We start from the raw sequence: 15,778 nt of genomic DNA on the forward strand, positions 1-15,778 counted from the left end.
TGCTGGTTAGCCTATCCAAACTATGGAACGGCACTCAATTCGACCTGCCCGAACGCTGCGGCAACCGCTAGCGCATCGTCTTCACCGAAGAGAGTCGCGTCGAAGTCGAACCGGATTTCCACCAGTCGCCCGTCGTCGGTGACGTAAGCCGTCACATCGAGAACGCGCGGGTCGACGCGGCGCTCGTCGCCGAAATTTCCCACACCCGGACTTTCGACATCTCGGATCACCCGGAGACTCACTTCCGGCCGTCCCCACATCGCAAAGACGGGCGCGGTTTGCGCGTTGAGATACCGCAACTTGCCGTAGCCCGTGCCTATACCGCCTGGTACGACGCTCAGAGCGGCCGCCGCGGCCGCCATCGCACCTTCTGGAGTGACCGAGACGGGCAGTGCCGGCAACCGAACCGGCACCCCGACAGCAAAGGGGCCTACAGTCGCCGACGGATCCGGTTCGTCCGAACCGGCAATGCGAGCGTCACGCTCGAGTTCGACGGTCAACTCGGCCGGCGCGGCTCGCCACCTCGCCAACCCGTAGATGAGGGCAGCCAGCGCAGCCGTTTCCACATCGCCTTCCAGTCGCGCCTCCAGCGTCGCCCGATATGTCCCCCTCGGGCCACCCGTGAGAATCGCGGGCGCTCCGGGGCGCAACTCAGCTCCCGGTGCCAGAACCTGCGACCAGTGCGTCAGTTCACCCATCAACGCCGGATCCTGCGCCAACTCGTTGAATCGCTCCGCGAACCCGTGCGCGGTCGCGGCGGGACGACGAAGCGACATCACGCCGCCGCCCTCACGCCATATCGTTTCGAGATCCGCTCGCAGCTTCGCCACCGACGCCGGATCTGCCGCCAACGCATGCACGGCAACAACCAGGGTTCCACTGCGGGATTCACCGGCATCGAGCCAGCGTGCCATCACGGTCCGGCCGTTTTCCAGGTCGAGTTCGGCAATCAACGCCGTGGCCTCCGCCGCGGCACGCACGGCAAGATCGGAATCGCCGAGGTCACTGCAATCGACATGCTGCACGACTGCAGCCACATCAGCGTCCGTCTCGAGGGACCACAAAACCGACGCAACCCGCGTCAGTCGTAACCGCAACGCATCGTGCGCTTGCAGTAGTGCCGACATGGCTTGCTCGACGTCGCCGACGGTAGTTCCTGCGGGAGTCGAGACAGACAGCGCGATACCAAGACCTGCGGGCGAGCTTCCGGATTCGCGGGCGCGATGCACCAACGGTGTCAATGCCAACGAACCCGTCACGTCGCTCGGATCCACCGGCCCGCTGTGGGCGGTCTCAGCGTCGCCTGGCGCGCCGAAATCCACGACCTTGGCCAGCGCCGCGGGCGTGCGCCATTGGAATATCTCCTTGGGCCCGAACGTAATTCCGCGCCGACCGGCAGCGTTCACGACCTGAATCGAGATGATGCTGTCGCCGCCGAGCATGAAGAAATCGTTGTCGGCACCCACGGCATCGACGCGCAGAGCCTCGGCGAACAATTCGCACATCGCGGTCTCTTCAGGACCCTCCGGCGCTCGCCGCTGCGACTCGTCGGGAGCAACCGGCTCCGGGAGAGCCCGACGATCCAGTTTCCCGTTCGGCGTCAGCGGCAGCGTGTCGATCACAACCATGGCCGTCGGAACCATGTAGTCCGGCAGCAGCGTCGACGCAAAAGCGGCAAGTTCGGCTGGGACAACCGTCGCGTCCGGAACCGGGACGACATACGCGTGGATCTGACCGCCTCGCGCCACAACAGCGCATTGAGCCAGCGTCGGATGCGACGTGAGCACGTTCTCGATTTCGCCCAGTTCGACACGCAGCCCACGCAACTTGACCTGACCGTCCGTGCGGCCGAGGTATTCGAGGGCGAGGCCATCGTCGCCGTACTCGCGCCACCGCACCAGATCGCCGGTGCGGTAAAGCCTTTCGCCGCCCTCTCCGAACGGATCGGCAACAAATCGCTCCGACGTCAATGACGCCCGGTCGTGGTAGCCACGCGCCAACTGCACACCGCCGAGGTACAACTCCCCCGCGACTCCCGGTGCAACGCGCCGCAACCGGGCGTCCAGAACAAGTACACGGGTATTCCACAGTGGGCGCCCGATTGTCACCCAGTTCGTGTCGACAGCGGGAACGATGTGCGAAGCCGTCACGTCCACCGCTGCCTCGGTGGGTCCGTACAGGTTGTGCAATTCCGCATCGACCAACGCGTGGAACCGATCCCGATGATCAGGCGTGAGCGCTTCGCCGCTGCACAGCACCCGAGACAACTTCGGGCGAGGATCCGTTTCCACAGCCACGTGATCGAGGAAAGCAGCCAGCATCGACGGCACGAAGTGTGCTGTGGTGACAGAACGTCGCTTGACGACGTCGCGCAGGTAGCGCGGATCGCGATGCCCTTCCGGCGCAGCCACCACCAGTGTTGCTCCGGTGATCAAGGGCCAGAAGAACTCCCACACGGACACGTCGAACCCGGCCGGCGTCTTCTGCAACACACGGTCGTCGCTGCCGAGGTGGTACTCGTCTTGCATCCACGACAGCCGGTTGACCACGGCACGATGGCTGACCAGAACACCCTTCGGCCGCCCGGTTGATCCGGACGTGTAGAGCAGGTACGCGGCGCTGTCGGGATGTACAACCGTGTCCACGGCCGTAGCCGTGTCCGATTGTGTTGTTGCAGTGCCGCCCTCGTCTACCTCCAGCATCGAAGCGGGGCAGTCCAGCGGTTCGATACCCGGGCCCACCACCAGCAACGACGGCCGTGCGTCCGCGAGCATGTACTCGAGTCGATCCACGGGGTAGCTGTCGTCGAGCGGAAGATAGGCGGCACCGACGCGGTGGATGGCCAGCAGCGTGACTACCAGTGCGGCACTGCGTCGTACCGCCACGGCGACAACGCCACCGACCGGCACCACATCACGAAGTGTCGCGGCGAGACGCTCGGTTCGCCGATCCAATTCGGTGTAGGTCAGCGACTCTCCGCTCTCGTCGACGATCATGGCGACGGCACCCGGTGTGAGCGCAACCTGGCGAGCGAACATGCCCGGCAAGGTCAGCGAACTGTCAAGCGGCACAATACGGCCCGACTCGGCAGACTCGATCGCCGCCCGGTCCGTCTGAGTCATCGGATCAAGCTGGGACAACCGCAGTTCCGGATTTGCCGCACACTGCCGCAGCACCTGAACCAATCGCCCGGCAAATGCGTCAACCGTGCCCCGATCGAAGAGATCAGTGGCGTACTCGATACGACCACGGATCCCGCCGTCGGCGGTTTCCGCGAGGTCGAACGTCAAGTCGAATTTGGCCGTTCCGGTTTCGAGGAATACCGGACTCGCGTCGAGGCCCGCCATCTCGATCCGGTCCACGGCGTCGCGGTACTGCACCAGTATCTGGAACAGGGGCTGGCGGGACAGGGAACGGGCCGGGGCCATCGCCTCGACCAACTGCTCGAACGGAACATCCTGATGCGCATAGGCATCGAGGTCAATGGCGCGAACTCGCTCCAGTAACTGCGCGAAGGTCGGGTCTCCCGACAGATCGGTGCGCAGCACCAAGGTGTTGACAAAAAAGCCCACCACCCGCTCGAGCGCGGCATCGGAGCGCCCGGCAACCGGTGAACCGACAACGATGTCGTCCCCGGCACCGAGTTCGGCCAGCAGGACTGCAACTGCGGCGTGGGTGAGCATGAACATCGTTGCCCCACCGGCAGCGGCGATTGCCGCCAAAGAAACCCGCACTTGCGGCTCGAGTTCGAACGCAACCGCTGATCCCCGGTACGTCGACACCGCGGGGCGCGCCCGATCACGGGGTAGCGCAAGCTCTTCGGGTTGCCCGGCAAGCGCACCCGTCCAATACTCGAGCTGACCGGCCAGCACGGATTCGGGATCGCTTGCCTCGCCGAGGACTTCGGGTTGCCACGCGCTGAAGTCGCGGTACTGCACCGGCAGTGGTTCGGGCATCGCCGCTGTGCGGGACACGAGGTGTGAGTACGCCCGGGTCAGATCGGACACCAATGGACGCGCAGACCATTCGTCGGCCGCGATGTGATGCACCAGCACCATCAGGTGCGCGTCGTCGGTGCCGGTGCGCAACAGAACAGCGCGCACGGGCAGTTCGTGCGCGATGTCGAAGGTGTAGGCGGCTTCCCGCGCGAGTGTCGACTCCAGTTCGGCTGGAAGCACGTCGAGAACGCCCAACGGCAGTTCGCACTCGCTGATCGGACGAACCACCTGGTACCCGATGTGCCCAGCCACGCCGTCACCGGACTCGGCGGTGAATACCGTGCGCAGTGTTTCGTGTTCGCTCAGAACGTGCGCCAGCGCACCCCGCAACGCATCCAGATCCACTGAACCCCGCAGGTGCATGGTGTACGGGATGTTGTAGGTGGAGCTGGGGCCCTCGAGCTGGAACAGGAACCACAGGCGTCCCTGCGCGGCAGACATCGGCACGGCTGCGGCGTGATCCCGGCGAACCAGTTCAGGCCGCCTGACCTTCCCGATCTGTGCTGCCCGAGCCAGTTCGGCAGGGGTACGGAGGTCGAACACCTCGCGGATCGTCACGTCGTGACCGGTGCGGGCGCGGATCGCCGACGCCAACCGGGTGGCGAGCAACGAGTTGCCGCCCAGAGCAAAAAAGTCCTCGTCGGGACCGACGGAAGTGATGCCGAGGAGTTCGGCGAGTAGCTCGCAGTAGATCCGCTCCAGTTCGGTTGCCGCCTCGCGCCGTCCCTCGCTGCGTACCGGCGCGGGGAGCGCGTCGCGGTCTACCTTGCCGTTGGGTAGCACGGGAAGACCGTCGAGAACGACGAATACCGCGGGAATCATATAGTCGGGCAGCAGGTCCCGAAGATGCGCCCGCAACTGGGAATCGTCCGGTACGGCGGCGCCTGGTGCCCGAACCGCGTACCCGACAAGCTGATCCGACCCAGCCGCGCTCGCGCGCACCACAACCAGTGCTCGTTCGACGGATGGATGGGAAGCCAACGCCGCCTCCACCTCGCCGGGTTCGATCCGGAATCCGTGCAGACTCATCTGAGCGTCGGCGCGAGAAACGAAGTCGAGTTCGCCGGACCGAGTGCGACGCACCAGATCTCCGGTGCGGAACAACCGTCCACCGCTGCCCATCGGATCCGCGACAAACCGAGTTGCGGTCAACTCCGGTCGGCCGAGGTAACCGCGGGCCACCTGGATGCCCTCGACATACAGTTCACCCGTCACCCCGTCCGGCACCGGGCGCAGGTATGCGTCGAGTATCCGCGCACCCACTCCGGGAACGGGAGCGCCGATCAGCACTCGGTTGGCGGAAGATGTTGCCGTCCAGAAGGTCACATCACCGGCAACCTCCGAGGATCCGTACGAGTTGATCACCCGCGTGTTCTTCTCGTCGAACAAGTCGATCACCGCGCGAGTGAGCGGTTCACCACTGAGGAACCAACTCGAGACCCGGTGTGCCGATTCTTCTCGGAACTGTGCCAGCGCCGCAGCCAGGCTCGGCACCGCGGTGAGCTGACGCACGCCGTGCCGGTCGATGAGATCTGCGAGTGCGCCGGCATCACGAGACTCCGCGTCATCTGCGAGAACCAAGCGGGCACCGGCCAGGAGCCCCGCCAGCAGTTCGGTGGAGCCGTCGATGAAGCTCATCGAACTCTTTGCCAACCGAACGTCCGCCCACCCGTCGGCGCGCACGAGATCACGCTGCCAGACCAGACGATTAGCCAGTGCGCCTGCAGTTCCCATCACACCCTTGGGCTGACCGGTGGAGCCGGAGGTGTAGACGACGTACGCCGCGGCGGCGGGCGACACGACTCTGCCGACCCGGTCGCCGCGAAGGCCGGCAGCGGCAGCCTCGAGTTCTGCGATGGTCGCATCCTCCGAGTCCGGCCGAATCCACTGCGCGGTATCGGCGTCGACGATCACGAGCGCCGGATCGGCGTCGGCGAGCATGTACTCGATGCGCGCACGCGGATACGACGGATCGATCGGCAGGTACGCCGCGCCCGCAGCAATCACGGCGCGGAGCGCAACTACACACTCGATGCTCCGCCCGACGGCGATGCCCACCACCACGTCGGTGCCGATACCACGCTGGATCAGTAACCGCGCCAACCTGTTCGAGCGATCAGCCAGCTCCCGGTACGTGTACTCGTCCGGTCCACAGATCAAGGCCACGCGATCGGCGAACTCATGTTCAGCGTCGTCCAGCAGTTCGGGCAACAGACGGGTTGTGTGACCTTCGACCGACTGGGCATTTCGTTCGGCCGGCAACAACACGTCCACGCTCTGCAGGCCGGCGCCCGTATCCGTGGCAAAATGCTCGAGGACCGTGCGCAAGCGAACCGCGATGGTCTCTGCCGTCACCCGATCGAAAAGATCCTCCGCGTACTCGATCCGCACGTCGAGTCCGTCGGCAAGTTCCACGAACTCGAAGGTCAGGTCGAACTTCGCGGTGCCCGTGGAAACGTACGACGGGCTGACCGCCAGTCCGGTGAAGCTGGGTACGGAGTGCGGTGTGCGATGCTGAACCATCGTCTGGAACAAGGGATGCCGGGCGAGAGATCGTGTCACGCCCACCGCGTCGACTACCTGCTCGAACGCGACGTCCTGGTGCGCAAACCCGTCCAGGGCGCCGCGTCGCACGCGTGAGAGCACCTCGGCCAGCGAGGGGCGCCCGGTCAGATCGACCCGCTGCGCCACCGTAGTGACAAAAAATCCGACGGTATCTTCGAGGCTGCCGTCCACCCGGCCTGCAATCGGGGCACCGAGCGTGATGTCCTCACCGGCACCGAGTTTCGACAGCAGAACTGCGACCGCCGCTTGCGCCAGCATGAACATCGTGGAGCCCGACTTCTCGGTCACCGATCGCAGTCCGTGCACCACGCCTGCGCCGGTGTGGGTCCAGACCTCGCCGCCGCACCACGTCGGAACTGCTGGGCGAGCACGGTCGTACGGCAGCTGCAATTCCTCGGGGGCACCGGAGAACAGGTCTCGCCAGTACGCGAGCTGCCGGTCGGTGGACGCGCTCAGGTCAGGATCTTCTGCGCACTCGCGCTGCCAGATCGCGAAGTCCGAGTATTGAATTCGAGGCTGCTCGGCCGGCAGCTGCTCCCCGTTGTAGACCGCTGCAAGATCGGTGAGCATCGGTCCGGCCGACCACTCGTCACCCGCGATGTGGTGAATGACCAACAGCAGGACTGCGGTGTCGGTGCCGGACCGCACCAGGTGAGCCCGTACCGGAATGTCGTGTTCGAGATCGAACGGCACACAGGCCGCGGTCAGCAGCGCGGACTGCACGTCCGCCTCGGAGACCTCACTGTCGGTGAACTCCGGCTCCGCATCGAGTACCCGACCGAACCCCACACCGTCGATGTCGACGACAACCGTGCGCAGCACCCGATGCCGGGCGACAACTGCCGCAACCGCATTTTTCAGCGCTGTCGCGTCCACTGCGCCGTTCAGGTGCAGCGCAAACGGAATGTTGTAGGTAGCGGAGGGGCCCTGTGTTTGGTGAACGAACCACAACGACTGCTGCGCCGACGACAGCGGCACAATGTCGGTCCGCTCGTGCGCCACAATGGCAGGACGAGCCGGCGCAGCGGATTCCACCCGTAGCGCCAGTCCGGCCACCGTCGGTGTATCGAAGACGTCACGCAGCGACAGTTCCACTCCGAGGGCGGATTTGAGACGGGCCACGAGTCTCGTCGCGGAGAGCGACGTGCCGCCGAGTGTGAAGAAGTCCGCATCGACGCCCACCACGGTGAGTCCCAGCAGGTCGGCAAACATGCCGGACAGTGCGATCTCCGCAGCCGTCTCGGCTGAACGCCCCGTGTCCGCATCCCCGAAGTCCGGCGCCGGCAATGCCTTCCGGTCGATCTTGAGGTTGGGGGTAAGCGGGAACTCGTCCATGACGACAATCGCCGACGGCACCATGTACGCGGGTAGACGATCCGCTATGAATGCTCGCAGTGCCGGAACATCGACGTGAGCGCCCTCCACGGCCGTGACGTAGCCGACCAGATGAACGGTGCCACTGCCGTCGCTTCGAGCGACCGCGACGCAGGCACCGACTGTGTCGAACTCCCCTGCCACAGTCTCGATCTCGCCGAGTTCGATACGGTGCCCACGCACCTTCACCTGATCGTCGCCGCGGCCGAGGTATTCGAGCTGACCGGATTCGGTCCACCGCACCAGGTCGCCGGTTCGGTACATCCGGCCGCGTCCGAACGGGTCGGCCACAAATCGGGTTGCCGTCAGGTCAGGTCGACCGCGGTAGCCGCGCGCGAGTTGTGTTCCCGCAACGTACAGTTCGCCGATCGCGCCCACGTTGACCGGTTGCAGGTAGCGATCCAGGACCACTGCGGCAGTGCCCGCGAACGGTCGGCCGATCGAGCCTGTCCATTCGATGTTCGGCAAAACCGGGGTGCTGGTGCACCACACCGTGGCCTCGGTGGGTCCGTACATGTTCTGCACCGAACGGGCCAGCTCACTCAACTGCTGCGCCGTCCGGGTGGGCAAGGCTTCACCGCCCACCAGGACGTCGACTCCAGCCAGATCGGTTACGCCGTGTTCGAGCACCGTCCCCCACAGCGAGGGAGTGGCCTGCACCGCCGTGACGGACTCCGAACTCACCAGTGCCGCAATGGCGGCCGGTTCCTTCGCCTGATCCTCATCGGCAAGGATCACCGCTCCGCCCGCGGTGAGCGGGACAAACAGTTCGAGGACCGCAATGTCGAAGGACAGAGTAGTCAGGGCGAGCAACCGCGTGTGCGCGCCGATACTCGTGAGATCCGTGGCCGAGCGGACAAACCGTGCCAGGGCGCGGCGGTCCAGCATCACTCCCTTGGGGTTTCCCGTGGAACCGGAGGTGTAGATGACGTAGGCGGTGTTGGCCGGCGCGACACGCGCCCCGCTCGCCGCGCTGGATGCTGCTGCCGACCAACTGATCTCGCCACCGGCGATTGTTCCGACGGCAGTACCTTGTGGGACCGAAATCCGATCGGTGAAGCCCGCGGTGGTCAGCAGGATCGCCGGCCGAGCGTCGTCAAGCATGTATTCGAGTCGCGACGAGGGGAACTGCGGGTCGAGCGGAATGTACGCACCGCCGCAGCGCAGCACCGCGAGGAGCGCAACCACGGCCGACGCGGATCGTGGCAGAGCCAGCGCGACCAGCGACTCCGGGCCGGCGCCGCGAGAGGACAGTTCGGCTGCCAAAGCATCAACGCGCGCAGCCAATTCGGCATAGCTCAGCCGTTCAGCGCCGGCAACCAGAGCAAGATCGTCACCGCGCTCGTCTACCTGGGCATCGAACAGGTCCAGGACGTCAGGGCAATAGTCATCGAAAGCCGCTGCCCTCCCACCCCATTCGGCGAGGACCTTCAGGGCTTCCGGTTCGAGGAGCGACACCTGAGCAATCGCGGCGCCAGTCCCCTCGGCGGTGACGGATTCGAGCAATCTGGTGAGAGCCGAAGCATGGCGCGCGAGCTCCGCACCCGTGTAGCGGTCAGCGTCGGCGTCGATCTGGATTTCGAGCTCGCCGCTCTCGTCGAGACGACGCACGATGAAGGCGATGTCATGGACAGGACCACGGGCCAATGAGTGGACTGTCGCGCCGGCCCCGTCGAAACGCAGGGTGTCGCCGAACGGCTTGATGTTGACCGTCGGGCCGACGGGGCCGGCGCTGCTCGCGGGCAGTCGCAGGTCCCGGTGGATTGCCTCGGAGCGATACGCGGCGTGCGGGGCCGTGCGCTTGACCGCAGCGCGGACACCCGCAGCGAGGTCGATGAGACTCGAATTCGGGTCGACCGCAACGCGCAGCGGCAGGACGTTGACCGCGGTGGTCAGAACTTTGGCGGCAACGGTGCCCATACGATTCATCGACGGGAATCCGAGCGTCACGTCGAGGCTGCCATTCGAGCGTGCCAGGTACGCCGCCACTGCGGCCGTGACGACGTCGGCCCAACTGCCCTCGACAACGCGTCCGGCCGCAGTGATGCGCTCTGCCGATGCCGCGGAGATCAGTGTGGTGTGGGACAGAAGCGTCTGTGCGACCGACGACGCGGGCGGGCCCCCGATCCGGGACAGGCTTACCGATTCCTTGGCTCCGAGCAGTTCGGAAGACCAGAATTCCCGATCGAGGCTCTGAGCGTCGGAATCGGCGCGAGCGGCGTCCTGGTCGAGGATCAACTCGAGTGGGTCGAAGCGACTGGTCGGCGGTTCCTTGCCCTGCGCCACGGCATTGTGAACGGCGGCGATCCTGCGGCCGAGCAAGCTGTACCCGTAGACGTCGATCAACGTGTGGTGGACGCGGAAGAACAACGCGTGGTGCGACGGTCCTAGCGTGAAAATAGTGACCACGCATCCCGGACCGGCGCTCGGATCGAGGGGCATCCGGAGCTGTTCACGCATCTCCGTGAGCGCGACCTCAAAGCTCTCACGTGCGACAACATCCGTCCCGGGGTACTCCCAGGCGCCGAGTTCCTGATACACCTCGCCGGAGTCCACGGCGAACCTCGCCATGAGCGACGGGGTTTCCGCGACCACACGATCCACAGCGCGCGCGAGGACGGACGGGTCGAGCGGGCCGACGATCTCGATGCATTGACCGGTGACAAAAGTGGGGTTCTGCGGGTCGAGTTGTTGCGCGAACCACATCCCTGCCTGCGCAGCCGTCAACGCCAGACGCTTCCTCGACACCACTGGATCTCCTCGCAGTCCTGCAAGCCCTGATCGCTCTCTCGAACGCACCAAGGGTTAGGGTTACCTACCCTACTGGAGAGCGAGTTGGCGCCGTCTGACACCCTGGGTATAGATAGGTCCATTCGCGAGAGGAATTCGCTCATGCCGGTTACCACCCCGTCCCGACGGCTCGACCTGCCGATCGTTCTGCGAGAGCTGACGGTCCTCCGAACTGTCGAGGTCACACCGCGCATGCGCCGAATCACGGTCGGAGGCGAGCAACTGGGAACCTTCCAGTCCGGTGAATTCTCCGTCGCCGAGTTCCGCACCGAGGGTGCCGACGACTACGTGAAGATCTTCCTCCCCGAAGAGGGATCCGCAGCTCCGGTGCTGCCCGAGCAGCATGACGGTCATCTGCACTGGCCGAAGCGCCCGGCACCGGTTGCCCGCTCCTACACGGTGCGCCGCTTCGACGCCGAGGCCGGCGAACTGGATCTCGACTTCGTACTGCACGGCCACGGAATTGCCGGTAACTGGGCGCGCAACGCGAAGCCCGGCGACACCCTGCACCTGGCCGGCCCGAAGGTGTCGACCATTCCGCCCATCGGCGCCGACTGGTGGCTGCTTGCCGGTGACGAGACTGCGCTACCGGCGATCGCACGTTACGTCGAGGAACACGACGGTTCGGTGCCGCTGTACGTTGCCGTGCTCGTCGACGGTCCCGCCGAGGAACAGCGCGAACTCCCCGGCGTCACGTGGGTGCACCGCCGCGACGGCATCTCGGACGCCCGCCTGTTGGCGGATGCTGCCCGCACTCTCGGTCCGAGCACGGGCGCCGGCTGGATGTGGATCGCGGGTGAAGCATCCATCGTGCGCGAATTGCGCGCGACGGCAAAACAACTCGGCGTGACGAAGGATCTCCTCGACGCATCGGGCTACTGGCGGGTGCAGGTCGGCGACGGTCCCCTCGCCCGAGTTCGGACGCTGCGCGACAAAGCTGTGGAGTCGCTCGAAAACCGCAGGCGCGAGCACGCCTGACCCGCTACCGGGGTCAGCGTGAGGCGAGCTGGTCCCGGGCTCCGGGCACCGGCTGCGCCGGGTCCGAGCCCAGTTCCACAATCATGTTCTTCGTATCGACATGGACGACCCGCGGTACCAGCGACTTCGCCTCACGGTCGTCGATGTGGCGGTACGACATGATGATCACCAAGTGCCCGGGCGAGATCAGATGTGCCGCAGCGCCGTTGATGCCGATCACCCCGGAACCTCGTTCGCCGGTGATGGCGTAGGTCTCGAGCCGTGCACCGTTGTCGATGTCGACGATGTGCACCTGCTCACCTTCGAGCAGATCGGCAGCTTCCATCAGGTCCTGGTCGATGGTCACGGATCCGACGTAGTGCAGGTCCGCCTGAGTGACGGTGGCACGGTGAATCTTCCCGGAGAGCATGATGCGGTTCACGGTCTTACACTCCACTGAGCTCTGCGACGGATTCGTCCACGCTGATCGCGCCCAGTACGTCGGCCGCGGTGAACACCCGGCCACAACGCTTCGCGACGTATTCCAATCCCATCAGATGCTCGTCGCGCGAGAAGTCTGCTGTGGCATCCGAGACCATGAACGGCTCGACGTCACTCATGAATGCCTCGGCCGCGCTGAGCATGCAGCCCATGTGCGCGTACACGCCGGTCACGATCAACTGATCGCGGCCGACACGGGCGAGGAGCTGACGCAAATCCGTGCGCTGGAATGCCGAGTATCGCCACTTCGTCACCTCGATGTCGGACTCTCCGGGCGTGAGCGCGTCGATCACCTCCGTATCGCGGCCGGTTGTCATACCTTCGCCCCAGAAATCGGCCAGGATGCCTCGCCTGGACGGATGCTGATCACCCGGCTGCATCGTGTAGACAACCGGAATCCCGGCCCGAACACACGCGTCACGAATCGCCACCATGTTTGCGGTCGCGGTGGAGATGGGCTCCTCACCGGCGTTGTAGGCGTCGATGAAGTAACGCTGCATGTCGTGGATCAAGAGCGCGCAGCGCGACGGGTCGAGTTGCCAGTCGACGCGGTCCGCGGTTACCTCGTCACGGCGGGGCAGAACGTAGCCGGCAATGGGGGGGATGGCCATCGGGCGCTCCTATTTGGTTCGATCGGTTGTGTATGAGGACTTCACATGTCGAGCGTGGCGCCGCCGTCGACGCGGAGGTCGTGCATCGTGATGTGCCTGGCCGCGTCCGAGCTGAGGAACAACGCCGTGGCGGCGATGTCACCCGGTTGCGCGAGTCGGCCGAGCGGAATCCCGAGGCGATAGGCGTCGGCGTCACCGGCGATCACCCCGGCGGATTGGTCTGTACCGTCCCACATTCCGCGAAGCATGGGAGTGTCCGTCGATCCCGGAGAAATGATGTTGCAGCGGATTCCGTGCGGAGCGATCTCGAGACCCAGGCTCCGCATGTAGGCGGTTGCCGCAGCCTTCGACGCACCGTAGGCAGCCATGTTCGTGCGCGGTGTCGATGCCGCGTTCGACCCCACTGCCGTGATCACGCCGGCACCGGCAGCGACAAAGCGGCGAGCCGCTTCGCGGGCGACGTTCATGGTTCCCGTCGCGTTGACGGCCATGCACGCATCCCAGTCGTTGTTGTCCTCGGTCAGCGCAGAACCCGCCCGCAACACGCCCGCAGTGTGGACCAGCACCGACACCGTTCCGATTGCATCGGTTGTCGCGGCAAACGCCTGCTCGACGGACTGACGATCCGTCACGTCGACCGCGAGCGCGATTCCGCCAACGGGTACCGTCGGAGCTGCAAGGTCCCACCGAGCGACCGTGGCTCCGGCCTCTTCGAACAGTGCCGCCGTTGCCGCGCCGATACCGCCGCCGGCACCGGTAATCACGACAGATCGCCCAGTCACACCCTTCACGTCCATGAGCCTAGGCTATCCTTATCGAAATTGTTCACGCCGACGGGCCACCACCAGTGAAGGAAGACATGCTTTCCGAAGTGTCACCACCTCAGCTCTCCTTCACCCCGTGGCCTGCAGACGACGCCGCCCGATACCGCAGTGAAGGAATCTGGGCCGGAAAGACTTTCGACCAGATTCTGCGCGAGAGCGTGGCCGCCCATGCCCACTCCGTCGCAGTCGTCGACGCCGAGCAGACATGGACGTACGCCGAGCTCGACGCCCGCGTGGACGCCCTCGCTGCCGGACTCGCCGATCTCGGCATCACCGCCCAGCATCCGGTGATGGTCCAACTGCCCAACCAGGCCGAGTTCGTCGCCGTGGTCTTCGCGCTTTTCCGGATCGGCGCAGTACCCGTGTTCTGCCTCCCCGCGCATCGTTCCTCGGAATTGACTGCACTGGCCGCCGCCTCACGCGCCGTCGCCGTCATCACCTCGCACCACATCGACGGGTTCGACCACGGCGCTCTGGCACTCGAGGTCGCTTCATCGACCCCGAGCTTGAATACCGTTGTGTGCCTGCCAGATCCCGGATCGGACGCACCGGCCGGCACCGTGAACTTCGACGCGGTGAGCGCCGTACCGCGCGAATTTGCCGCCGCAGACCCGGGATCCGTGGCGTTTCTGCAGCTGTCCGGCGGCAGCACCGGCATCCCCAAACTGATCCCCCGCACCCACGACGACTACCTCTACAGCGTGCTGCGCAGCAATGAAATCTGTGGTGTCACAACATCGACGGTCTATCTGGCGACATTGCCGGTAGCCCATAACTTCCCGATGAGCTCGCCGGGAATCCTGGGAGCTCTCGCCGCCGGTGGAACTGTGGCGTTGACCCCGTCCCCAAGTCCCACCACGGCCTTCGCGATGATCGAGCGCGCCGGAGTGACCATGACGGGACTCGTTCCGCCGCTCGCCCGGTTGTGGACCGAAACAGCCGAACGTGGCCACTCACACGACCTCTCGACTCTGACAGCTGTACTGGTCGGCGGCGCTCGCTGCCCCGACGAGTTGGCGGCCCGCATCGGCCCCGCGTTGGGCGCACGACTCCAGCAAGTGTTCGGGATGGCCGAGGGTCTGGTGTGTTACACCCGCGACGAAGATCCTCTCGACGTAGTCCTCACCACGCAGGGCCGCCCCATGTCCCCCTTCGACCAGATCCGGGTGGTCGACGACAACGACAACGACGTACCCGCGGGCACCGAAGGTCAGCTGCTCACCAAGGGCCCGTACACAATTCGCGGCTACTTCGACAATCCCGCAGCCAATGCCCGTTCCTTCACCGCCGACGGGTGGTACCGCACCGGCGACGTGGTTCGAGTTGATTCGGCCGGCAACATCACCGTCTGCGGGCGCGCAGTCGACCGAATCAACCGCGGCGGCGAGAAGGTATCTGCCGAAGAACTCGAAGAACACCTCCTGGCGCACCCCTCGGTACGCGACGCGATCGTTGTTGCCATTCCCGACGAATACCTCGGCGAACGCACGTGTGCCTTCCTCCTTGCCGCCGACCCGTCGAGTCCGCCGAAAACAGCCCAGATACGAGCCTTTGTTCGCGAGCGCGGTCTGGCGAGTTGGAAGATCCCAGACCGGGTGCAGGTACTCGAAGAATTCCCGGAGACCGGCGTCGGCAAAACCAGCCGTAAGGATCTGCGTCGAATGCTCGCCGCTCGCTGATCCAACTCAACTCGCTGCGGCCGCGGCAACGGCGCTCAGCATCGCCAACGCCCGATGTTGTTCCACCAGAACCTGAGCGCGTGTTCGCCCGAGCACAACTGCGGTGTCGTCGACATCGAGGCCAACGATCAACCTCAAAATCAACACCTCTCGCAGCCGCTCAGGAAGAGCCTCGATATCGGCGGGCAGTCCTATCCTGGATTTCGAGTCCGTTCGGTCGATCAATCGACGAGTTGTCGAGTACACCAGACGCACGAGCGAACCATCTGACGCTGCCCGGCCCGGCACCGAATTCACGACGGAACGGCACACGGCGTCGGCTACTAATTCTGCTGCGTGAGGCTCGAGTTCGACGCGAGCACGTCGCACCGCCAACGGCCGGACAGCGCAATACAGCCTCGCCTTCGACGCGGCGCCACCGTGTCGTGCGGCAACCTCCAGACCATCGAGTGCATCAGGGCGTTGCAACTTCGTCATCG

Annotated in this window: 7 protein-coding genes; 2 read left to right on the plus strand and 5 right to left on the minus strand. The window is 65.2% G+C overall.

What is annotated here, in order from left to right:
• Positions 1 to 20: 20 nt before the first annotated feature.
• A complete protein-coding gene (locus EEB13_RS08245; protein WP_141485023.1) occupies positions 21 to 10,685 on the minus strand; it encodes a non-ribosomal peptide synthetase in 10,665 nt (3,554 codons plus the stop codon).
• Between the two features lie 144 nt (positions 10,686 to 10,829).
• Here EEB13_RS08245 and EEB13_RS08250 point away from each other — a divergent pair, with 144 nt between their 5' ends.
• Positions 10,830 to 11,705 (plus strand): siderophore-interacting protein, encoded by an 876-nt coding sequence (locus EEB13_RS08250; protein ID WP_033231648.1) that lies wholly within the window; start codon positions 10,830 to 10,832, stop codon positions 11,703 to 11,705.
• Between the two features lie 13 nt (positions 11,706 to 11,718).
• Here the strand turns inward: EEB13_RS08250 and panD are convergent, their stop codons facing one another.
• The 3 genes from panD to EEB13_RS08265 are packed head-to-tail and all read right to left on the minus strand — an operon-like array spanning position 11,719 to position 13,593.
• On the minus strand, positions 11,719 to 12,126 hold the full coding sequence (gene panD / locus EEB13_RS08255; protein ID WP_141485024.1) for an aspartate 1-decarboxylase: 408 nt from the start codon (positions 12,124 to 12,126) through the stop codon (positions 11,719 to 11,721).
• 4 nt (positions 12,127 to 12,130) lie between these two features.
• On the minus strand, positions 12,131 to 12,796 hold the full coding sequence (locus tag EEB13_RS08260) for an isochorismatase family protein (RefSeq protein WP_033231650.1): 666 nt from the start codon (positions 12,794 to 12,796) through the stop codon (positions 12,131 to 12,133).
• 41 nt (positions 12,797 to 12,837) lie between these two features.
• On the minus strand, positions 12,838 to 13,593 hold the full coding sequence (locus EEB13_RS08265; protein ID WP_033231651.1) for a 2,3-dihydro-2,3-dihydroxybenzoate dehydrogenase: 756 nt from the start codon (positions 13,591 to 13,593) through the stop codon (positions 12,838 to 12,840).
• Positions 13,594 to 13,655: 62 nt separating this feature from the next.
• On the opposite strand from EEB13_RS08265, the gene EEB13_RS08270 reads away from it, so the two are divergent.
• On the plus strand, positions 13,656 to 15,299 hold the full coding sequence (locus tag EEB13_RS08270) for a (2,3-dihydroxybenzoyl)adenylate synthase (RefSeq protein WP_051730300.1): 1,644 nt from the start codon (positions 13,656 to 13,658) through the stop codon (positions 15,297 to 15,299).
• A 6-nt stretch (positions 15,300 to 15,305) separates the two neighbouring features.
• On the opposite strand, the gene EEB13_RS08275 is transcribed toward EEB13_RS08270, so the two are convergent.
• Positions 15,306 to 15,776 carry a sigma factor-like helix-turn-helix DNA-binding protein gene (locus EEB13_RS08275; RefSeq protein WP_051730273.1) on the minus strand — a complete coding sequence of 157 codons (471 nt, stop codon included), beginning with the start codon at positions 15,774 to 15,776 and terminating at the stop codon, positions 15,306 to 15,308.
• Positions 15,777 to 15,778: the final 2 nt, after the last annotated feature.

This window comes from Rhodococcus sp. WS3, from assembly GCF_003797085.1.
GTDB lineage: Bacteria > Actinomycetota > Actinomycetes > Mycobacteriales > Mycobacteriaceae > Rhodococcus_F > Rhodococcus_F globerula.